Source organism: Pseudoalteromonas rhizosphaerae (assembly GCF_902498845.1).
Taxonomy (GTDB): domain Bacteria; phylum Pseudomonadota; class Gammaproteobacteria; order Enterobacterales; family Alteromonadaceae; genus Pseudoalteromonas; species Pseudoalteromonas rhizosphaerae.
The window spans coordinates 13,749-37,048 of record NZ_CABVLM010000018.1; the positions used below are offsets into that span (position 1 = coordinate 13,749).

The 23,300-nt window shown below is 40.7% G+C and carries 18 protein-coding genes; 17 read left to right on the forward strand and 1 reads right to left on the reverse strand.

Going from position 1 to position 23,300, the window contains the following annotated elements:
• Positions 1-35: 35 nt before the first annotated feature.
• The 10 genes from dnaG to PSR9079_RS20895 all read left to right on the forward strand — a co-directional run bounded on the left by dnaG (position 36) and on the right by PSR9079_RS20895 (position 13,766).
• The gene (gene dnaG, locus PSR9079_RS20850) at positions 36-1,790 is read left to right on the forward strand and encodes a DNA primase (RefSeq protein ID WP_149983108.1); all 1,755 of its coding nucleotides are present in this window, start codon (positions 36-38) and stop codon (positions 1,788-1,790) included.
• Positions 1,791-1,921: 131 nt separating this feature from the next.
• The gene (rpoD, locus tag PSR9079_RS20855) at positions 1,922-3,763 is read left to right on the forward strand and encodes an RNA polymerase sigma factor RpoD (protein WP_145234798.1); all 1,842 of its coding nucleotides are present in this window, start codon (positions 1,922-1,924) and stop codon (positions 3,761-3,763) included.
• A gap of 68 nt (positions 3,764-3,831) precedes the next feature.
• Positions 3,832-4,713: a 50S ribosomal protein L11 methyltransferase gene (gene prmA, locus PSR9079_RS20860; protein WP_149983109.1), complete on the forward strand. Its 882-nt coding sequence runs from the start codon at positions 3,832-3,834 to the stop codon at positions 4,711-4,713.
• 281 nt (positions 4,714-4,994) lie between these two features.
• Positions 4,995-5,966 (forward strand): tRNA dihydrouridine synthase DusB, encoded by a 972-nt coding sequence (gene dusB, locus PSR9079_RS20865; RefSeq protein WP_179959235.1) that lies wholly within the window; start codon positions 4,995-4,997, stop codon positions 5,964-5,966.
• 20 nt (positions 5,967-5,986) lie between these two features.
• On the forward strand, positions 5,987-6,277 hold the full coding sequence (gene fis, locus PSR9079_RS20870) for a DNA-binding transcriptional regulator Fis (protein ID WP_002957804.1): 291 nt from the start codon (positions 5,987-5,989) through the stop codon (positions 6,275-6,277).
• A 189-nt stretch (positions 6,278-6,466) separates the two neighbouring features.
• Positions 6,467-8,053 carry a bifunctional phosphoribosylaminoimidazolecarboxamide formyltransferase/IMP cyclohydrolase gene (gene purH, locus PSR9079_RS20875; RefSeq protein WP_149983111.1) on the forward strand — a complete coding sequence of 529 codons (1,587 nt, stop codon included), beginning with the start codon at positions 6,467-6,469 and terminating at the stop codon, positions 8,051-8,053.
• A 107-nt stretch (positions 8,054-8,160) separates the two neighbouring features.
• Entirely contained in the window at positions 8,161-8,979 is an 819-nt protein-coding gene (locus PSR9079_RS20880) for a class I SAM-dependent methyltransferase (protein ID WP_149983112.1), read from the forward strand.
• 14 nt (positions 8,980-8,993) lie between these two features.
• Positions 8,994-10,277, forward strand: coding sequence for a phosphoribosylamine--glycine ligase (purD, locus tag PSR9079_RS20885; RefSeq protein ID WP_149983113.1), 1,284 nt, complete (start codon positions 8,994-8,996; stop codon positions 10,275-10,277).
• 92 nt (positions 10,278-10,369) lie between these two features.
• Entirely contained in the window at positions 10,370-12,889 is a 2,520-nt protein-coding gene (locus tag PSR9079_RS20890) for an EAL domain-containing protein (RefSeq protein ID WP_149983114.1), read from the forward strand.
• A gap of 67 nt (positions 12,890-12,956) precedes the next feature.
• A complete protein-coding gene (locus PSR9079_RS20895; protein WP_149983115.1) occupies positions 12,957-13,766 on the forward strand; it encodes a DUF2797 domain-containing protein in 810 nt (269 codons plus the stop codon).
• Here PSR9079_RS20895 and PSR9079_RS20900 read toward each other — a convergent pair.
• Positions 13,745-16,261, reverse strand: coding sequence for an EAL domain-containing protein (locus tag PSR9079_RS20900; protein ID WP_149983116.1), 2,517 nt, complete (start codon positions 16,259-16,261; stop codon positions 13,745-13,747). The genes PSR9079_RS20895 and PSR9079_RS20900 overlap by 22 nt on opposite strands.
• A 79-nt stretch (positions 16,262-16,340) precedes the next feature.
• Between PSR9079_RS20900 and PSR9079_RS20905 the strand changes: the two genes are divergently transcribed.
• From PSR9079_RS20905 to PSR9079_RS20935, 7 genes are all read left to right on the forward strand, one after another.
• Positions 16,341-16,637, forward strand: coding sequence for a DUF4144 family protein (locus PSR9079_RS20905; protein ID WP_149983117.1), 297 nt, complete (start codon positions 16,341-16,343; stop codon positions 16,635-16,637).
• A gap of 77 nt (positions 16,638-16,714) precedes the next feature.
• Positions 16,715-18,721 carry a hypothetical protein gene (locus PSR9079_RS20910; RefSeq protein ID WP_149983118.1) on the forward strand — a complete coding sequence of 669 codons (2,007 nt, stop codon included), beginning with the start codon at positions 16,715-16,717 and terminating at the stop codon, positions 18,719-18,721.
• 49 nt (positions 18,722-18,770) lie between these two features.
• Positions 18,771-19,613, forward strand: a complete 843-nt coding sequence (locus tag PSR9079_RS20915; protein WP_149983119.1) for a cytochrome c family protein — start codon at positions 18,771-18,773, stop codon at positions 19,611-19,613.
• Positions 19,597-20,679, forward strand: a complete 1,083-nt coding sequence (locus PSR9079_RS20920; RefSeq protein ID WP_149983120.1) for a hypothetical protein — start codon at positions 19,597-19,599, stop codon at positions 20,677-20,679. Before PSR9079_RS20915 ends, PSR9079_RS20920 begins: the two co-directional genes overlap by 17 nt.
• A 64-nt stretch (positions 20,680-20,743) precedes the next feature.
• A complete protein-coding gene (locus PSR9079_RS20925; protein WP_149983121.1) occupies positions 20,744-21,292 on the forward strand; it encodes a sigma-70 family RNA polymerase sigma factor in 549 nt (182 codons plus the stop codon).
• The gene (locus tag PSR9079_RS20930) at positions 21,277-22,014 is read left to right on the forward strand and encodes an anti-sigma factor (protein ID WP_149983122.1); all 738 of its coding nucleotides are present in this window, start codon (positions 21,277-21,279) and stop codon (positions 22,012-22,014) included. Before PSR9079_RS20925 ends, PSR9079_RS20930 begins: the two co-directional genes overlap by 16 nt.
• Positions 22,011-23,252, forward strand: a complete 1,242-nt coding sequence (locus PSR9079_RS20935; RefSeq protein ID WP_149983123.1) for a hypothetical protein — start codon at positions 22,011-22,013, stop codon at positions 23,250-23,252. Before PSR9079_RS20930 ends, PSR9079_RS20935 begins: the two co-directional genes overlap by 4 nt.
• Positions 23,253-23,300: the final 48 nt, after the last annotated feature.

Below are 23,300 nucleotides of genomic sequence, written 5' to 3' on the forward strand. Positions count from 1 at the left end.
TTATTTTCTATTTATCTCAGGACTACACTTTACTAATGGCTGGAAAGATCCCACGTAATTTTATAGATGATTTACTTGCCAGAACCGATATTGTTGAGCTAATTGACTCCAAAGTTGGCTTAAAAAAAGCGGGCAAAGATTACCAAGCCTGTTGCCCTTTTCATAACGAAAAATCCCCATCATTTACTGTATCTCAAGACAAACAGTTTTATCATTGCTTTGGTTGTGGTGCGAACGGCAACGCTATTTCATTTGTTATGGAATACGACAAGCTTGAATTTGTTGATGCCATTGAAGAACTTGCAAGCATCCTAAATCTTGATGTACCTCGAGAGCAAGGCACCAGTAATGGCCCAGAGCGTACCGCAGAACAAAAACGCTCAGATTACGATTTAATGCTCCATAGTGCGCGTTTTTATCAACACCAGTTAAAACATCATGCTAATTCAGCAACCGTAATAGACTATGTAAAAGGCCGAGGCCTAAGTGGCGAAACCGTTAAAAAGTTTATGATTGGTTATGCCCCCAGTGAATGGGAAGGCCTTTGCCAACAACTTGGCCGCAATAAAGAACAAAAAGAGCAATTAGTTGAGCTAAAGCTGGCCTCAGAGAAAACCCCAGGCCGCCAATTTGACTTCTTTCGTGATCGCTTAATGTTCCCTATTCGCGATAAACGTGGTCGTGTTATTGCTTTTGGTGGCCGTGTGATGCAAGCGGATCAAGGTCCTAAATATTTAAACTCGCCAGAAACCCGCATCTTCCATAAAGGCTTTGAACTATATGGATTATATGAAGCAAAACAAGCGCATAAAAAGCTCGACCATGTACTCATAGTGGAAGGCTATATGGATGTTGTGGCACTGAGCGAGCAAGGTATTGAATATGCGGTAGCTGCGCTTGGTACTGCCACCACCACTGAACACATGCATACATTGTTTAGAACCACTGACCGGGTAATTTGTTGTTATGATGGTGACCGCGCTGGCCGAGATGCCGCTTGGCGTGCACTCGAAAATGCCCTGCCCTATTTAAATGATGGCAAAGCGCTACTGTTTGTATTTTTACCAGACGGCGAAGATCCCGATTCATTAGTACAAAAAGAAGGCAAAGAAGCGTTTGAACTACGTTTATCTCAAGCCGATGATTTTACTAAAGTGCTATTTAATAAACTCAGCCAAGAGATTGATTTAACTACCGATGCAGGTAAAGCTAAGCTTCTTAGTGCTGTGCTTCCGTTGGTTGAGAAAATCCCTAGTCAGTTTTATCAAGAAAACTTATTAGAGCACTTAGGTCGATTAATAGGCCGCACTAAAGAGCAGTTAAACAATCGCTTAAAAACACCTAAACAGCAGCATGCGATTGAGCGAAAATTTAAAATTACGCCAATGCGTCGCGCAATTGGGTTACTAATTCAGCACCCTAAATTAGCCAATACAGTGCCTTATTTAGCTGATTTAGCACAAATGAATATTGCCGGTATCGCCTTGCTTATTAGGTTGCAACATTGCGCTTTACAAAAAAGTGACATTACTACAGCGCAATTAATTGAATCATTTAGAGAAACACCCGAGTACGAGGCGCTCATTAAGCTCGCTACTTGGCGTCATGAGATCAATGACGACCGTTTAGAGGACGAATTTAAAAATACTTTCAGATTTATTGAAGATCAGTGTTTAAATTATCGACTCGAGACCTTATTAATAAAAGACAAGACCCAAGGACTTACGAGTGAAGAAAGACTAGAATGTTTAGCCCTTACTCAAGCGTTAAAAGGGTCGAAAAGACACTAACAGCTAGTCAAAAATGAATTATGCTGTTATACTGTGCTATTCACTGCGTCAAATAATACTTAGCTTGGCTTAATAAATAAGCAAGCTGGCGCCTGTTGTATCAACTTATCAGAGTGGAAGAAACAATCTCTATGGATCCAACTCCTCAGTCACAATTAAAACTTCTGATTCAAAAAGGTAAAGAGCAAGGTTACTTAACTTTTGCAGAAGTTAATGATCACCTTCCACAAGATATTATCGATTCAGATCAAGTAGAAGATATCATTAGTATGATCAATGATATGGGTATCAAGGTTAGCGAAAACGCGCCTGATGCCGATGAATTGATGATGCAAGAAACAACAACAGATGAAGACGCAGCGGAAGCTGCAGCCGCTGCGCTTGCTACTGTAGATAAAGAAATCGGCCGTACAACGGATCCGGTTCGTATGTACATGCGTGAAATGGGTACTGTTGAATTGCTTACCCGTGAAGGCGAAATTGTTATCGCTAAGCGTATTGAAGAAGGGATCAACCAAGTACAAATCTCGGTTGCAGAATACCCTGAAGCAATTACATACCTACTTGAGCAATGGGATAAGTTTGAAGCAGAAGAAATGCGCTTAAGCGACATTATCTCTGGTTTCTTCGATCCTAATGAAGATGCTGCGCCAATCTCTGCTACCCATATCGGTTCTGAATTAAGCGAAAAAGAACTTGATGATGAAGATGACGATGATACTGATAGCGATGATGAAGACGAAGAAGAAGTAGATACTGGCCCAGATCCTGAAGAGGCTCGTGTACACTTTGAAAACCTTCGCGATCTTTACAATAAAGCACGCGACACGTTTGATAGTAAAGGCCGTTCACATCCAGAATCGCAAGCTGCGATTTTTGAGATTGGTGAGCTGTTTAAAACCTTTAAACTAGTGCCGAAACAGTTTGATCGTATGGTTAACAACATGCGTGAAATGATGGACAGAGTTCGTGTTCAAGAACGTATCGTCATGAAACAAGCTGTACAAATCGCTAAGCTACCGAAGAAAACTTTTGTTAAGCACTTTGCTAATAATGAAACTGATGCTGCATGGATTGATCTTGAGATTGCTGCGAATGAAAAACATTCTGCAAAATTAGAAGAAATCAAACCAGAAATCATCCGCTGTATTAATAAACTATGTGTAATCGAAGAAAGCACAGGTTTAAGCATTGAGCGTATTAAAGACATCAACCGTCGTATGAGCATTGGTGAAGCAAAAGCGCGCCGTGCGAAGAAAGAGATGGTTGAAGCGAACTTACGTCTTGTAATCTCAATTGCTAAAAAATATACCAACCGTGGTTTACAATTCTTGGATTTAATCCAAGAAGGTAACATTGGTTTGATGAAAGCTGTTGATAAGTTTGAATATCGCCGTGGTTATAAGTTTTCAACTTATGCTACGTGGTGGATCCGTCAAGCAATCACCCGCTCTATCGCCGACCAAGCGCGTACAATCCGTATTCCGGTGCATATGATTGAAACGATTAATAAACTTAATCGTATTTCTCGTCAAATGCTGCAAGAAATGGGTCGTGAGCCAAATCCAGAAGAATTAGCAGAACGCATGATGATGCCTGAGGATAAAATCCGTAAGGTACTTAAGATTGCTAAAGAGCCAATTTCTATGGAAACGCCAATCGGTGATGATGAAGATTCGCACTTAGGCGACTTTATCGAAGACACTACTATTGATTCGCCAATCGACTCGGCAACAATGGAATCTCTTCGCGGTGCTACCAACGATGTGCTTGCAGGCCTAACAGCCCGAGAAGCAAAAGTATTGCGTATGCGTTTTGGTATCGATATGAATACCGACCATACCTTAGAAGAAGTAGGTAAACAGTTTGACGTAACGCGTGAGCGTATTCGTCAAATCGAAGCGAAGGCACTACGTAAATTACGCCACCCTTCACGCTCTGACTTATTGAAAAGCTTCTTAGATGCTAAGTAATTAGCAAATACAGATTTAAATTTAAAAGGCCGCTGTAGCGGCCTTTTTTCTATTTACAGGAAATAATTATGGCTTGGATCCAAATCCGTATCAATGCTAATGCTGCAACCGCAGATGCAGTAAGTGATCTATTAATGGAGGCAGGTAGTGCGTCTGTTACCTTTATTGATGCTAAAGACACCCCTATTTACGAACCAAAAATCGGCACTGTGGTGTTTTGGGCTGACACGACTGTGATTGGTTTATTCGAAGCTAACCACGATATGAATGCGGTGATAGCTCTATTACAGCGCCACGACGAGTTAAAAGACACCTTAGTGTACAAAATAGAGCAACTTGAAGACAAAGACTGGGAACGTGAATGGATGGATAACTTCCACCCAATTCAGTTTGGTGAAAAACTATGGATCTGCCCAAGCTGGCGTGATATTCCCGATCCTGATGCCGTCAATGTACTGCTTGACCCTGGCCTTGCTTTTGGCACTGGCACCCATGCCACCACCGCTTTGTGCTTAAAATGGCTAGAAAGCCAAGATTTGACCGGTAAAACTGTGGTCGACTTTGGTTGTGGCTCAGGCATTTTAGGCATTGCAGCTATCAAACTTGGCGCTGAGCGCATGATCGGCATCGATATCGATCCTCAAGCCCTTGAAGCAAGCTTAGATAACGCACAGCGTAACGGCGTTGCCGATAAACTCGAAGTATACTTGCCAGAAAATCAGCCTGAGTTTAGCGCCGATATCGTGGTGGCCAATATTTTAGCTGCGCCACTGCGTGAATTACACAGCGTGATTTTAGGCTTGTTAAAACCAGGTGGTAAAATTGCTATGTCGGGAATTTTAGAAGAACAAGCGCAGTCGGTAGCAGATGTTTATGCCCCTTTTTTAGCGCTTGATGATATCGCTGTTGAAGGTGAATGGACACGGGTAAGTGGCATAAAAAAAGCTTAACTTACTGGGATCGACAATTTAGAGTATTAACGTAAAACCTTCAGGTAAAGCCTGTAATTAACAGGCTTTACCTATTATTTACACGCAAAAAAACAGAATGATTTCTTATCACAAATTAGTTCTGTATAAAATTCACACAAATAAAGCCGTTCGTCAAACTGTTATCAAATGTCAATATGCAAAAGTCAAAAAAAAGTCACTTTTGTTCAATTTATAGCCTTTGATTTTTGACAAAAAAACCGTAAACTTAGCGCCCCTTGAAAAGAGGCCTATTGAATACAGTGCGTATCGGAACATATCAATTAGAGAACAATGTAATTGTGGCGCCAATGGCGGGAATTACTGATAGACCATTTAGACAACTTTGTCGCCGCTTAGGTGCGGGGCTTGCCGTGTCTGAAATGCTCTCGTCGAATCCTTTGGTATGGAAAACCGAGAAATCAATGAACCGTATGGATCATAGTGGTGAATCGGGAATACGCGCGGTGCAAATCGCAGGTGCTGATCCCGAGCTTATGGCTCAGGCTGCACAATTCAATGTAACTAATGGTGCACAGATCATAGATATAAATATGGGGTGCCCAGCAAAGAAAGTGAACAAGAAACTCGCAGGCTCAGCCCTATTACAGTTTCCTGATTTAGTGGAAGAGATTATTGATGCAGTGGTTAGCGCTGTTGATGTACCTGTAACACTAAAAATCCGTACAGGATGGGATCAGGACAACCGTAACGGTGTCGAGATTGCGAGAATAGCTGAACGTTATGGCATAGCTTCATTGGCCGTACATGGGCGTACACGCGCATGTATGTACAAAGGTGAAGCTGAATACGCCACTATTAGGGATATTAAACGTTCAGTGTCGATACCTGTCGTTGCAAATGGAGATATAACGTCTCCTGAAAAAGCAAAACAGGTTTTGGACTATACGGGTGCAGATGCCATTATGATTGGTCGAGCCGCCCAAGGTCGCCCTTGGATTTTTAGGGAGATAGACCACTATTTGCGAACCGGTGAACATTTACCTGTGCCTCCAATTGAGGAAGTACGTGGTATTTTGATGGAACACTTAGTGAACCTTCATGCGTTTTACGGCGAACCAATGGGAGCGCGCATCGCTCGCAAACATGTATCTTGGTATTTGCAAACCCATGACAGTGACGGTCAGTTTAGGCGAGTATTTAATGCTCTCGATAATCCACAGGCACAAATCGAGACATTAGAGCAATACTTTAAAACACTAGCAGCTAACTAAGAAAGAAAGAGATATAAACAATGTTCGAACAAAACGTGACTTCTCCATTTATCACTAACCCTCATGTTCAGTCACACGAGAAACCGCAGCCATTACGCGATGCAGTGAAGAAAGCTGTTCATCACTATTTAAAACAGCTTAACGGTCAAGATGTGCAAGACGTTTACGACCTTGTTCTTTCAGAGCTAGAAGCACCATTACTTGAAGAAGTAATGACTTACACACGTGGTAACCAAACACGTGCGGCAATCTTACTAGGTATCAACCGCGGTACTTTACGTAAGAAACTAAAGAAATACGGCATGAACTAATACGATGTTGTGAATTATCACAGCAATTGTTAAAAAAGCACCTTAGGGTGCTTTTTTTATATCTTTAAAAATCCTCAAAAAAGCGGCTAATTGCAAAATCCTCACCCTTTAAACATCGTTTTTTAAGCGATATTCAGTTAAAATAGCGCCTTTCTAAGCTAGCTCAAACACTGAGGTAATCAAACTACAATGGATACACATCGTCCAATTCGTCGCGCACTACTAAGTGTGTCAGATAAAACCGGTATTGTTGAATTTGCTCGCGCTCTTGAATCACAAGGCGTAGACATCTTATCAACTGGCGGTACTTGTAAATTACTTGCTGATAATGGCATTAAAGTCACTGAAGTATCTGACCACACAGGTCACCCTGAGATCATGGATGGTCGCGTAAAAACTCTTCATCCAAAAATTCATGGCGGCATTTTAGCGCGTCGTGGTCAAGATGAAGACGTAATGACTGAGAATAACATCTCAGCAATCGATATCGTTGTAGTTAACTTATACCCCTTTGCGAATACAGTCGCTCAAGAAAACTGCAGCCTTGAAGATGCCATTGAGAACATTGATATCGGTGGCCCAACTATGGTGCGTGCCGCGGCTAAAAACCACAAAGACGTGACTATTGTAGTAAACGCCAAAGATTACGACCGCGTGATCAGCGAAATGCAAAGCAACAATGGTTCAACTACGTATAAAACACGTTTTGATCTAGCCATTGCCGCTTACGAGCACACCGCACAGTACGATGGCATGATTGCTAACTACTTCGGTAAAATGGTTGCTGATTACACTGATGAAGCGGCAGAGGAAACTAAATTCCCACGCACAATCAATATGCAGTTCACTAAAAAACAAGACATGCGCTACGGTGAAAACTCACACCAAGATGCAGCGTTTTATGTTGAAAACGACGTGCAAGAAGCGTCTGTTGCAACCGCCGTACAGCTTCAAGGTAAAGCATTGTCGTTTAACAACATTGCTGACACTGATGCAGCCTTAGAGTGCGTTAAAGAATTCGATGTACCGGCCTGTGTTATTGTAAAACATGCAAACCCTTGTGGTGTGTCAATCGGTGAAAACATTCTTGAAGCCTATGACCGTGCATTCAAAACAGATCCTACATCAGCATTTGGTGGTATTATTGCCTTTAACCAAGAGCTTGATGCAGACACTGCTGAAGCGATCGTATCGCGTCAATTCGTTGAAGTGATTATTGCGCCTAAAGTATCTGAAGCCGCAGCACAAATCGTATCTGCAAAGCAAAATGTGCGTTTATTAGAATGTGGTGAGTTCTCTGCTAAAGGCACAGGCCATGACATTAAACGTGTTAATGGCGGTGTATTAATTCAAGATCGCGATTTAGGTATGGTTACTCAAGGCGACTTAAAAGTTGTGTCTAAGCGCCAGCCTACTGAGCAAGAGCTTAAAGACTTATTATTCTGCTGGAAAGTGGCTAAGTTTGTTAAATCAAACGCTATTGTTTATGCCCGTGACGGTATGACAATTGGTGTAGGCGCAGGCCAAATGAGCCGTGTTTACTCAGCTAAAATTGCTGGCATTAAAGCTGCTGATGAAAACCTTGAAGTTAAAGGTTCAGTAATGGCATCTGATGCGTTCTTCCCATTCCGTGATGGGATTGATGCAGCTGCAGAGGCTGGTATTACTGCTGTGATCCAACCAGGTGGTTCAATGCGCGATGAAGAAGTTATCGCTGCTGCTGACGAAGCTGGTATGGCAATGGTGTTTACTGGCATGCGTCACTTCCGCCACTAATCACGCAAAGAGCTAACACCATCAGTTAGCTCTTTTTGTTTGCTACAAATTCACGTATTCTGCTTATTCTATAACCTCTATACAATTATAATGTGAAGGAACAGACGATGAAATTTGCACTAAAATCTCTACTGGTTGCTACCCTTGCTATGAGCTCAACGCTAGTAATTGCCCATGATCATGGCCACAACTCAGCGGTTGCTCAAGCCGTTAAAGCAAGCGATAGAAACACTGAACGTGACCAATATCGCCACCCTGTAGAAACACTCGAGTTTTTTGGCCTAAAGCCAACAATGACAGTGGTTGAGATTGCACCTGGCGGCGGCTGGTACAGTGAAATTTTAGCGCCAGTTTTGAAAGAACAAGGCACCTATTACGCTGCCCACTTTCCTGCTGATTCATCGGTTGGCTATTATCAACGTTCACTCGCAGGCTTTAAAAAGAAAGTCGCCGAAGATGAGCGATTCAGTAAAGTAAAAATCACTGAATTTGCCCCTTCAACACATTTAGACATTGCACCTGCGGACAGCGCAGACATGGTATTAACGTTCCGTAATGTACATAACTGGTATATGAGCAAAGATAAAGATGCCGCAGCGAATGCTTTTAAATCTTTTTATAAAGCACTTAAACCAGGTGGCACGCTAGGTGTGGTTGAACATCGCTTACCTGAAGCGCAAGCTGATGAAATGCAAAAGTCATCAGGTTATATGAAGCAAAGCGTGGTCATCGAACTTGCTAAACAAGCAGGTTTTGAACTTGTAGCAAGCAGTGACATAAATGCAAACCCTCTTGATACAGCCGATCACCCTAAAGGGGTATGGACCCTTCCACCAAGCCTTAGACTTGGCGAGCAAGATGCCGCTAAATATAAAGCTATTGGTGAAAGCGACCGCATGACGCTGAAATTTAAAAAACCGCTTTAAATAGGATATTCGCCATGAATGTATTAGTCATTGGCAGCGGCGGCCGCGAACACGCACTTGCGTTCAAAGCCGCTCAAAATACAAAAGTAAATACTGTTTATGTTGCACCAGGTAATGCCGGTACAGCGCTTGAACCCAAGCTTGAGAATGTTGCCATTAACGTTGAAGATCTCGATGGCCTACTTAGCTTTGCACAAAACAATAATGTTGAGCTAACCATTGTTGGACCTGAAGTACCATTAGTACTTGGCGTGGTAGATAAATTCCGTGAGCACGGTTTAGCTATCTTTGGCCCAACAGCAGGCGCTGCGCAACTAGAAGGCTCTAAGTCATTCACTAAAGACTTTTTAGCTCGTCATGCTATCCCAACTGCGGATTATCAAACGTTTGAACAAATCGACCCTGCACTTGCTTATTTAAAAGAAAAAGGCGCGCCGATTGTAATCAAAGCTGATGGTCTTGCCGCAGGTAAAGGCGTCATTGTTGCCATGACTGAAGTTGAGGCTGAAGATGCTATTCGCGATATGCTAGCCGGTAACGCTTTTGGTGAAGCTGGCAGCCGCGTGGTAATCGAAGAGTTCTTAGAAGGTGAAGAAGCCTCATTTATCGTGATGGTTGATGGTAAAAACGTATTACCTTTTGCTACCAGCCAAGACCACAAACGCGCTTATAATGGCGATCAAGGTCCGAACACTGGCGGTATGGGGGCATACTCACCAGCGCCGGTGGTAACTGATGAAATTCATCAGCGTATTATGAACGAAGTGATCTACCCAACAGTAGAAGGTATGGCAAGCGAAGGCCATCCTTACACTGGCTTCCTCTATGCTGGTTTGATGATCGATGACTCTGGGACCCCTAAAGTAATCGAATACAATTGCCGTTTTGGTGATCCTGAAACACAACCTATGATGCTTCGTTTACAGTCTGACTTAGTTGAACTGATTGAAGCAGCTAATCGTGTTGAACTTGATAAAACGACGATTGAGTTTGACTCACGCGCAGCTGTGGGTGTGGTACTTGCAGCTAAAGGCTACCCTGATAACTACCCCAAAGGTGATGCAATCAGTGGCTTGAAAGTAACCTACCCCGAAGGCGAAAAAGTCTTCCATGCGGGTACTAAGCAAGACGGCGATAACGTAGTGACGGCCGGTGGCCGAGTATTATGTGCAACGGCGCTAGGTAACACAGTGACCGAAGCGCAGCAACGTGCCTACCAACTAGTTGATGAAATTAGCTGGCAAGGTATGGAATACCGTACAGATATTGCTTATCGCGCTATTGCTCGCGAAAAATAGGTCTAACCAGCAGCTATTAATAATAAGCGCAGTTTATCTGCGCTTTTTTAGTGCTACACTAAAACCGTGATGTATTACATATAAGTAGCACCTTGGAACAACAGCCATTTAAATACCATATTATTGCATTGTTTATTTTGAGCATACTATTGTTCATCGTATATACGTTTGCGAATCATTTAGCCACCCCTACTCGCTATACAATCAATAAAACAGCTGCGGTTTATTTAGCGCAAAGCTATCGCATAGATCCATCAAAATCATTAACACTTACAGCATTTTTAGACGAATCTAATTCACGTATTTCAGAGCCCTTTGACACCATTCCATGGGGGCTAAAATCTCAAAACTATTGGCTGCTGATGAAGTTAGACAATAGGACAGCAGTATCAAAAGAGCTTTACGCCCACTTTGATAATCCGATGATTGATTATTTGACTGTTTATCAACTCGATAACCAAGGCCAGTTAATTAACACCTTTAATTTAGGCGATCGGCAAACAGGATTAAGCTTATTTGAATACAGTGTACCGCATATAGAATTTACTGTTGCCGCACAAAACCAGAGTTTTTTGGTCATAAAAATAGACACTACAGGGATCAGTAAAACCCCAATTAACTTATATGGCGAGGCTGAATTTAAAGATTTACTCCGTGCACAAACCGCTATCTGGGGCATTTTTGTTGGCGTACTAATCATGGCGGCTTTATATAATTTAGTACTGTATTTTGGTATTCGTGATCGGGTTTATCTTATTTATATTGGCTACATACTGTCAGCGTTGATCCTAATGGGCTCGGTATTAGGCTTTGGTTTTTACTTATGGCCAGTATCCTTACAACAGCTTTTTAACCTCCATATAGTGGTAAGTAATTACGCCATCGCATTTTTTACGCTGTCATTTTGTACTATGTTTTTACGTTATCATAAAGATAAATGCTGGCGCTATAAACTAAGCCTAATACTATTGGGCTTAATGTTCGTTTTAGGGTTCGCCAGCTTTTTCATTGTTGAATATATTTCTTCGCAAATATTTTTTGCTGTGTTGGTATTACTCTATATTGTTTGTATTATTTTAATTTACAACAAACTACTTAGCGGCTTTCGTTGGGCTAAGTTTTATATGATCTCGTGGATCCCACTGATCATTGGCGCTGCAATCCAACCTTTAGAACTAACAGGCGTATTAGAATATAGCTTCACCACCCGCCATGCTTTTTTGGTTGCGATTCTTTGTGAAGTCATCTTAATGGCTATGGCGCTTGCCGATAGAGTGCGCTATCAACGAGAAAAGGCGTTGTACCACGCCACTCATACAGAACAAACCAAGTTATTAAACAGTGCTATGCTAAAACAAGCCTATATGACTTTACAGCTCAATCAGCGCACAGCAAGCTTATGCTTAATTAGAATTACTGATTTTAATTCTCTCAGTCATATTTTAAATCAAACTCAAAGCTGTCAGCTCGTTGTTGCTATAGCTAAATCTCTTGAGCTGCAACTGAGTAAAGAGCGCGAGTTTATCAATTTAGATAACAATTTAGATACCTATCCGCGGATTGCCGATTTGAGCAACGGTGTGCTAGCATTCATTTCAATTAAAACTCAAAGTGCGCAATCACTGCATGATAAATTAACCAAAATCCGCAAAAGCTTACCGAAGCATCATCCAGTGCAAGGGTTTGATTTACAGTTAAACTACGCAATGGGTTATTGTATCCTAGATGGTGAAAGTGGCTTTGATACATGGTTGCAAAATGGCTATTTTTCATTAACCGAAGCGCCACAAACAAGCTATCCAAATAATCACTCAAAAGTAATGCCTGTCACTATGAACATTAGCTTAGCGGCTGCATTCCAAAATGCCTTAAAAACTAACCAGTTAACTATTTATCATCAGCCACAAATAGATTTACGCAGCGGCCAAACGATTGGCAGTGAAGCCTTATTGCGCTGGCCTAATGCTGCTTATGAACAAATCAATATTGAAGCTTTAATTCTATTAGCTGAACGTACTGGTCTTATCAATGAACTTACATTATGGGTGCTCGATCAGGCTTGCCAAGATATCGCTAAGTTTAATCACGCAGGTTTTTTTAAGCATAAAGTAAGCGTTAATTTAAGTGCTAAAAACTTAATGATCCATAATTTAATTGAGAAAATTGAAAACACTTTACTCAAACATAACGTTCCTGCTAAACAACTTAAATTTGAACTTACTGAGTCAGCTTTAATTGCAAACCAACAGCAAATGATTAGCTTAGTTGAACAATTAACCCGCCTTGGTATTGAAGTGATTTTAGATGATTTTGGCACTGGCTATTCGTCACTAAATTGTTTTGTTAGCTACAACTTTTCAACCTTAAAAGTAGATAAATCATTTATTATAGGTCTCCCAACTCACAGTGCTAATCGAGTAATTGTTAAGGCTGCGATAGAAATGGCGCATAGTTTGGGTTTAAAAGTTACCGTCGAGGGAGTTGAAGATGTCACAACACAACAACTTTTAAAGGCCATGGGGGCAGACTACGGGCAAGGCTACTATTACTCCAAAGCCATCGCTGTGGATGACTATTTGCTGTGGTTAGCTGAAAATAAACAAGCTAATTAAGTAAAATTGCCACATGTTTAAGGATTACTGATAGAATCCTCTTTTTCACATCTTTAGGGGCGTAAAGATGCAAGGCACTATCAAAAAATTAAAATCATCGCTAACACAACCGATTCAGTATCATTTGCCTGTGGGTGATGAGTTGGTCGATCTTAATGCCTATATTGGCAAGCAACTTACACTGACTTTTAATGGCGCTATTGTATGTTCTAGCTGCGGTAAAAAAACCAAAAAAAGTTACTCGCAAGGTCATTGTTTTGTATGTATGCGTAAGCTTGCTAGCTGCGATATGTGCATTATGAAACCTGAAACATGTCACTTTGACCAAGGTACTTGTCGTGAGCCACAGTGGGGCGAAGAAAACTGTATGATCCCACATTATGTCTATCTTGCGAACACGTCAGGGCTGAAAGTGGGGATCACCCGTCATACACAAATTCCAACCCGCTGGATTGATCAAGGTGCAACGCAAGCACTGCCAATATTCAAAGTACAAACGCGCTTACAATCAGGATTAGTTGAAGTTGCCTTAGCACAATTTATTGCCGATAAAACCAATTGGCGTAATATGCTCAAAGGACAAAGCGATGTCCTTGATTTAAAAGCTGCTGCGGCAGAACTTATTCCACAAATTGCCGATAAACTAAATGAACTTGCAGAGCTCTTTGGTGCTACAGCGATAGAACAACTTGATGAAGAAGTGGTTGAATTAGAGTTTCCAGTTACTACCTACCCAACCAAAATCAGTTCATTTAATTTTGATAAAGAACCGGTCGTCAGTGGTATTTTAAACGGTATTAAAGGCCAGTACTTGATCTTTGATACTGGCGTTATCAACATTCGTAAATTTACTTCTTACGATATCACCGTAGGTTGATTTTGCAGCTGATAAAATTCAAACCATTGCCGCTGCGTTAACGGGCGGCAATAGTAATAGCCTTGGATCACATCGCAGCCTAAATCCAATAAGTAACTATACTGGGCAAGCTTTTCAACCCCTTCAGCGATAACTTGTAAATTAAGACTATTCGCCATTGCCACTATCGCGGCAACAATCTCACTATTACCGTATTCATCGGGTACTTTAGCAATAAAGCTGGCATCTATCTTTAATGTATCTATGGGTAATTTTGTAAGGTAACTCAGTGCCGAATAGCCGGTACCAAAGTCATCTAGCGCAATCTGTATGCCCATTTTTTTAAGTTGCCACAACTCTCTTTTCGCCTGACTAAACGAGCTAATAAAACTACTTTCAGTTAACTCTATTTCAAGACAATTTCCCGATAAATTATAGCGCTGGAGCATTTTTTCAACGTTACTTGATAAACTTCCCTGACTAAGATGGCAAGCTGAGATATTAATTGCCAACCGACCAGCCGTTATTCCTTGTTGTTGCCATAATGCCAATTGCATGCCTGCATTATTGAGCACCCAGAGATCCAGCTTTACAATTAGACCGAGTTCTTCCGCCAATGGAATAAACTGTGCAGGCGATATTATGCCAAGCGCGGGATCTTGCCAACGTAAGAGTGCTTCAACACCTTTGATAGCTTTACTTCTTAAACACTGTTTAGGCTGAAAATATAGTTCAAATTCATCATTTTCGAGCGCATATTGAAACCGGCTCATCATCGCCAAGCGCTCTAAAGAGCGTGCATTCATCGATGCTTTAAATAACTGAAATGAGTTTCTACCCACTTCTTTAGAGCGATACATGGCAATATCAGCATGTTTTAGTAAAGTTTCACTATCGAGACCATCATCAGGATAGACCGCTGCACCGATTGATGCTGTCGCGCCTACCTCAAGCCCTTCGAGCTGAAAAGGAGTGTTTAAGTTATTTAAAATTTGATCGGCTAAACTAATCACAGCGCTAATGTCTTCAATCTCGCACAGCACCACAAATTCGTCGCCACCTAAACGTGCTAAAGTATCACCTTCACATAATACGTTTTGCAGCCGTATTGCCACCATTTTTAATAACTCATCCCCAGCGCTATGCCCTAAGCTATCATTGATTTCCTTAAACCGATCTAGGTCAATAAACATCACCGCTAACATGTCGTTATTACGATGTGCAGCAGCTAATGCCATGGTTAATCTGTCATTAAATAAACGTCTATTAGGCAAGCCTGTTAGCTCATCAAAATAAGCTAACTGAACGATTTTGTCTTCTGCAGTTTTACGTTCAGTGATATCGCTAAAAATCGCCGCATACACTAGCTCATCATCATTTGGCTCGCGGATAGCAATAATAGTTAGCCATTCAACATACAAATCACCATTTTTTTTACGATTGCATATTTCCCCTTGCCATACACCAGTTTGGGTAATGGATTGCCACATTTTTACGTAGAAATTTTTACCGTGCTTTCCGGAGCTTAGAATTCTAGGGTGTTTGCCGACCACTTCATATTCTTGATAGCCAGTAAGGGCGGCAAAAGCAGGATTAACTTGCATGATCACACCATCTTGTTGGGTGATCATAATGCCATCAAGTGACGCATCAATTATTTTATTCGCGAGATACAAATTACGCTGTGAATGCTGAAGATCCATATCACGTTGTTCAAGTACTTTTTCAAGATCACTGCAATAGGCGCTTTCTATTTCATTAACAAGATGCTCAATGGCGAGCACTCCTTTAATCTCCAAATCGTCACTGACCACTAAATGGCGTACATTGTTAGTAGACATTAACCGATATGCATCGAATAAACTGCTTTTTGAGCTTACCCGATACAAGGGCCGACTTGCAAAACTCCAACATGACGCATTACTATCGGGTTCGACGATCAAATGCAGTAAATCTCGCTGGGTGATAATGCCATGTTCGTCTTGCTGCTGGTTATACACTAAAATAACTTGGGCGGTTCGCTCGCGCATCATTTCAACGCCTTCACTGAGCGTCAAATAACTAGGTACCACTAACACATCTTTATGATATTGCTCTTTGATTGGTCTAAATTGTAAATAGTGATCAAGCCCTTGATTACGTACAATATCACTAATACTAATAACGCCGCATGGTAGCTCATCATCATCCACAACTAATAAATGACGAACACTGTGTTGATAAAAAATAAGCGCGGCATCACACAATAATTGCTGACAGGAGATTTTCAATACAGGGCTACTCATTACACTTTGAATTTCAATATGTTTAAGGTTGCTGTCAGTAAAATCTAGTTTAATGCAATCTGCTTCAGTCCAAATACCAACGATTTCTTGCCGTTTTTTTATAAAAATTGCACTTATATTATGAACCTGCATCAACCGTACAGCATCAACTAAAGAGGTATCGGTGGAACAACATACTAATTTCCTTGAAAAGATATCTGATACCTGTTGAGGGTGGCGAGTTTGTTTCATAATATTCGTCCTTAGTATAATACGAACTATAATTATATTATTATATTGCTCGCGCTATTTGATACAGGACAATAAATACATGCATACTTACTTCCCTTACTTGATAAGTAGTGACAACGAGCTAGAAATTATTAATGAACAACGGGATTTAAATGACTATCTACACAGTTTAACCGCTGAACAACAGCAGCACTGTGTGATATTGAATAAACAAGGCGAATATTTTGATTTAGCATTTAACCTTGCAACACCGCTGACTAATATAGAGTTAGCTCGCAGAGTAACGCAGCACTTAGCACAAGAAGGACACTGCTGCTTAACTAAAATAACCAGCCTAACAGCTCCCCAAGCATTTGATCTATTAGGAATAAAATAAAAATAATTTTTTACTGCAACTTTTTTAGCTAAAACGCGTAATTGCTCTTCGATACATAATAATTAAGAGAGTAATTAATGAAAATTAGTAAAATAGCACGTTTAGTTGCATCAGCCGTTTTATCCATGAGTTTAGTCGCGTGTGGTGGCAGCGATAACAATAAAGAACAGCAAACCCCACCAGCGACTTCAACGCCGGTAACCCCGCCGGCCAAACCAAGTAGTATTGAATTTCCTGAACAATCCGTAATACCAAAAATGGTAACACTGGATGAAAAGGGAACTATCTTTATCAGTGAGCTTGGCTTATCTCTTTATCTTTTTGATAATGATTCACAAAATAAATCGACCTGTAATGCAGAGCAAGGTGCCGAAGCAGGTAAAAGCAATGATAAAAGTAGCTGTGCAGCAATATGGCCTCCTTTGCTTGCAGACCAACAACGCCCTGAAAATGCGCAGTTTTCGACTATTGAGCGTAACGATGGTACTTTTCAATGGGCATGGAATGGTCATCCGCTATACCAGTACACCGGTGATAGTAGCGAAGGCGATACAAATGGAGATGGTTTAAATAATATATGGCATTTATCTCGCCCTAACCCAATTGCAATGAATTCTACCCAGCTAATGGCTAATGGCGTTGTAGTGAGTGCAACGTCTGCCTCTGAGGTATTAGAGCTCGCGCGAGTCAATAAAGATCAATTTAGCTTATACACTTTTGATTTAGACGAACTGAATAAAGCCAATTGCACCAGTGATAACTGTGTTAATACATGGCCCCCAGTTATGGCTGATGCTGGCGCTCATATCGACGGTAAGCTGTCGTTAGTTGAACGTGGTGAGCTAAAACAGTGGGCTTATAATGGAAAGCCATTATATTTATTTGCTAATGATAAAACTAAAGATGACAAACTTGGCGATAACCTTGGCAACGTTTGGCACTTAGCAACCACTGAACCTGCAACGTTCAGAACTAATGATGCAGGAACCCTGCTTAGTGCTAATGGAGAAGTATTAATACCCGAAGCTGATAAAGCAAGCAAAGCTAATCTCGATCAATTCACGTTATATACTTTTGATAACGACGCTGATAACACATCAAACTGCAATGATGATTGCGCCGTTACTTGGCCACCCTTTTTAGCGGATGAGCAAAGTAAAGCCACTGGTGATTTTACAATGTTTACCCGTGCAGATGGATTCAAGCAGTGGGCATACAAAACTAAACCTGTGTACTTTTTTAAAAACGACACTGCTAAAGGGCAAACTAATGGCGATGGTTTAGGCGGTGTTTGGCATGTTATTACCCCTGCGGCTGATAAAGCTCCGTCAGTTGCGAGTACGCAATTTAAACAAGAGCAAACAAACCTAGGGCAAAGCGTTACAGTATCTGGCAATGTGCTCGTCCTGTTAAGAGATGATAACGGTAAACTCACGCCTACAATAAAAGATAAATCAGACTTTGCTTTATATATATTTAACGTTGATGACATCAACGCCTCAAATTGCAATTCTGACCAATGTATTGATACATGGCCACCACTGCTTGCAAATAGCGAAGACCAAGCGAACGGGCCATACAGCATTATCGATAGAGCTGATGGCTTCAAACAGTGGGCTATAAATGGCAAACCGCTTTACTTCTTTACGCCTGATACTGACGCGCAAACAACGGCTGGTGAAGGCGTAGGCGATGTTTGGTACGTTGCACGTCCAGCTCCTGTTCGCTTACTTAACCACGCTAGTAAAGGCACGTTCTTTGTTGCCAACTCCCCGACAGAAAATAGCCTAGGTAAAAATGCAGAGGCACAAAACAACTTAACCTTATATACCTTTGATGTTGATGTGAAAGACTCAGGGCAATCTACATGTATGGGCAGCTGTGCAACTACATGGCCGCCTCTTTATGCCAATGACAATGATCAAGCAACTGGCTTATTTAGCATTATAGAGCGCAATGAAGATGACGGTAGTAAAAAACGTCAATGGGCTTATAAAGGTAAACCGCTTTATTTCTTTACTGCAGATAGCAAGCAGGGCGACACCTTTGGTGACTACGCGCAATGGCCTCTAGCTCGTCAATAATAAACAATAAAAAGCCGGATTCTATCCGGCTTATATAAGGTTTTTAATAATGAAAGTTCAATTCTTTATTGTTTGTTTGCTTCTGTTACAAACACTTACTGGGTGTGGTGCTGGCGATGGTAGCTCCTTAAATGCCAATGGTCAGTTACCACCTGAAGCAACCGGTGATAAACCCTCTGCTGATCCTGATGATGATGTAAACAAACCTATCCCACCTGAAAATGATAACAACGCCGCAACACTTAGCTTGTTACAGGAAACTATTTTTACACCTATTTGCTCTGTCTGCCATTCGGGTGCAAACGCTCCTTATGGATTGCAGTTTGATACTTTAGACAACACGGCTAAAAATCTAATAAATGTGCAAGCAATTGGTAACTCTGAATTTTTAAGAGTTACCCCTGGAAATAAAGAAAACAGCTTCATTTATTTAAAAGTGATGGGTGATCCGCGAGCTGGGAACAGAATGCCGCTTAATCAGCCTGCTTTGTCAAATGAAAGCATCGCAGCTATTGGTCAATGGATTGATAACGGTGCAAATATTGAGGTCAATAATGCATCTTTATTTATTACCAGTATCAATCAAAAAAACATTCAAAACACTGTAGAAATAAATATTAATTTTAGTGTTGATGTAGACAAATCAACACTAACTGCTGATCAAATTTTGATATACCAAGATAAAGAGCCGTTATCTGAACCCTATGAGCTGATATGGAAAAGCAATCGATTAGTAAATATAAAAATTCAAAAACCAACAACCCCGACAGCATTAAAATTGATAATAAATGACAACTCATTGAGCTCTGTTATGAGTACTTTTGGGCAACAATTAGACGGTAATTCTGATGGTCAACCAGGCGGAGCATTCAATTATGAAACACGTTTTTAAACTCTTTTTAGTCATCGCCACTTTTGGTTTTAGTTTACCAGTGCTAGCGGAACCTTATATAGCCTATAAAAATAATCTAAAGTGTGGCACCTGTCATGTGAACCCTAACGGTGGTGGTTTACGAACCAGCTTTGGCAATTTATATGGTCATGCAATGCTGCCCGTTGACCAGCTAAAATTAAGCTCTGCAGATATAGGAAAAATTAGCGACTATTTACAACTAGGCGGAAATTTCCGTAGTAACCTAGAATACAGTAAAGATGAAAACGACGTAAAAAGTGAAAATGCCTCGTTTAGAATTGACTCCGCGCAACTTTATTTAGCATTAAGCGCAAAAGAGCTGGGAATGACTTTTTATCTTGACCAGCAAATCGCACCGGGTGCGGCTGTAAACCGCGAAGCTTTTGCCATGTATAAATTTAAAAATAACCACTTTATAAAAGTGGGCAAAATGTATATCCCCTTTGGTATTCGTCTCGAAGATGATTCTGCTTATGTTAGACAAGCCACTGGGTTTAACTTTGATAGCAGCGATAACGGTATAGAAGTTGGGCTAGATTACACAAAAACAACGGTTAATATATTCGTATCAAATGGCACCAGCTCGGTCAGTAATGACGACAATAAATTTTTATATGGTATTCGCGGTGAGCATCTATTTGACAATATGCGGATTGGCAGCACCTTGGTGTTAAATGACAGTGATACATCACAACAAAAAATACTAAACGTATACGGTGCCTATACTATTGCTGATTTTACGCTTTTAAGTGAATTAGATTGGATCAAGACACAACAAAATGGCGTTGATAATAGCCAACTTGTTGGCCTATTTGAAATCAACTATCAATGGCAGCAAGGGGTCAATATAAAGCTAACTTCAGAGTATTTTGATCCTAATACTGATATTGATGAAGACCAAGAAACCCGCTTCTCTTTAATTGGTGAATATACGCCAATATCCCATATACAGTTAAGAGCAGGGGTGCGGATCGCAGATAGTATTCCACAGTTTAAACAACGAAATAACGATAAGTTATTTTTACAAACACACTTCTATTTTTAGCTCTAACAGGCTCCATTTAAAGCGCTGTATACTCCGTTTTAAATGGAGCCAAGGTAAAATTAATATGAATAAAGAAAACCTACCTGACTTGATTGCTAAAGTCGCTTTGCGGGATCAGCAAGCATTTAGAAATCTGTACGAACAAACGTCTGGTAAATTGCTCAGTATTGCATATCGAATTTTAAATAATCGAGACAATGCCAACGAAATTCTACAAGAAGCCTTCGTGCAGATTTGGTATAACGCTAATGAGTTTAGAGCAGCCAAAGCAGAGCCTTTCACATGGATGGCGGCCATCGTTAGATACCGATGTTACGATCGAATTCGTAGTGAAAACAGACGTGTTGAAAGTAAACTAACAACCGATACAAATGAAGACGAAGAGCACTTAACAACTAACGACCAAGCTACAACGTTATTGTGCGATATAGGACAACAGCTAGAAGATTGTCTAAATCAATTAGAGCAGTTACAACGAGACAGTGTTTTAATGGCTTACTATCATGGATTTAGCCGTGATGAGATCGCAATTAAATTAAAGAAGCCGTTAAATACAGTGAAGTCTTGGTTAAAACGAGGATTAACGAGGTTACAACAATGCCTAGCACAATAAAACGTTATCAAAACCAAGCGTTAATAGAGCACCTTGCACAGCAATATGTGCTCGGTACACAACCAATACGAGTTCGTAAGCGGATCTCACGTTTAAGAATGCAATACACAGCATTAGACCAACGAATAGATTATTGGGAACAAAAATTTGCCCCTCTAAATAATAAAACACCTGAGATTTCGCCAAAAAAAACCACTTTAAAAGCGATTGAACAGCAATTACAGTTTAATCAAAAAACCAAAAGTAGTTTTCATAACTGGTTTGGCCTTGGCTTTTATCAAGCAACGAGCGCTTTGTCTGTATTTTTTTTAGCGCTAGCCCTGTTCGTATTGCAACCAAAAGATAAAACCGATCCTCTTAGCTACTTGGCTGTTATGAATGATACAAATCAGCAACCACAATTGGTTGCAGCGACTTATGGAAATAGCCGTACCCTATCCATTGAGCTTATTGATACACCAACAGTCCCTAATGAAATGAGTTTAGAACTATGGGTGACCTCAAAAACAGATAAACAGGTACGAAGTTTAGGTGTTATTCCTACTACCAGTAATATATTTAATCGCCCTCTTAGCGAACCTGAGTGGCGCTTAATTAAAGACTCTGAAAACTTACTACTTACTTTAGAAGAAAAGGGTGGCTCGTCCATTGGTGAGCCAATGGGCGTACAAGTATCTAAAGGTCCTTGTATCAGAATGGCTGGCTGGCAGGAAAATTCATGATCAAACTAATTTTAACTATCACTTTGATTGGCTGTTCCTGCTCTGCAATGTCCAACACATTTGAATATGATGCGAGCTTTCGTTTGCGCCACCAGCAAGTAAACGATCAATCTCTTAAAAATGCCAAAGCAACAACCCTACTGACACGTGTTGAGGGCAGTTTCATAACAGACTATGAACTAACCTTGTTTGGTCAATATGATTATGTTTGGGCATTGGATAAAGATAGCTATAACTCCATCACTTACTTTAATGATCACGCCCCTATTCCTGATCCACCTGGAGGTGAGCTTAATCAACTTAATCTGCAGTGGCAGTTTTTGGTCGATTGGCGAGCAGTCGTAGGCCACCAAGTAATTAGCTTTGATAATGAACGCCATGTTGGCAACGCTGCATATTGGCAAAACGATCAAACATTTGATGCTGCAACACTGCAATATAGAAATGGTTTTAACTGGCAGTTTAACTATAGCTATGTAAACAAAGTTCATCGTATTTTTGGAGATCACAGTATCGCTCGGTTACCCAGCTCCGATTCTCGATATCCAGAGACTCTAATACGACCAACTAGCGAACTTGGCAATCATCAGCATAATAGTCACTTAATTAATCTTTCCTATAAGTTCAATCCTAATGTAACAATTAGTAGCTTCGCTTACTTAGTGGATAATAAAACTGCAGCCGAGTTTTCATCAAACACACTGGGGCTGCACTTAGAAGGCGCAGCAAAACCTGATCAACTGAAATATAACTACAGTGCGGAAATAGCATGGCAAAAAGATGCAACCAACAATCCTAATAATTATCAAGCATGGTATTTATTAGCGGAGCTAGGTGTTCAATATCGCAGTCACCGATTAGACGTTGGCTATGAATATTTAGGCGATGATAACAACACCGCCTTTCAAACTAGCTTAGGTACTAACCATAAATTTTTAGGGTGGGCAGATGTATTTAGCCGCTATGATGAATTAGCTGGCTTGAGCGATACTTATTTATCATACGCTGGTCGTAAAGCTAAAATACGTTGGAAGTTAGTAGCTCATAGCTTTGAATCTCTTGCTAATAATAAAAAGCTAGGCAATGAGCTCGATTTAGAGCTGGCGTGGCGTTACTCTCGTAAATGGGAATTTAAGTTATTAGCCGCTTATTACCAAGCAAAAGACACAGGTTTATACTCGAATATCGCAAACTTTGACTTATCTACAGTTGAAGTGTCGGCCTCTTATAACTTTTAGTTTTGGATATAAGCTCACTATTTTATTGTGCTTATATCCAAGTAATCA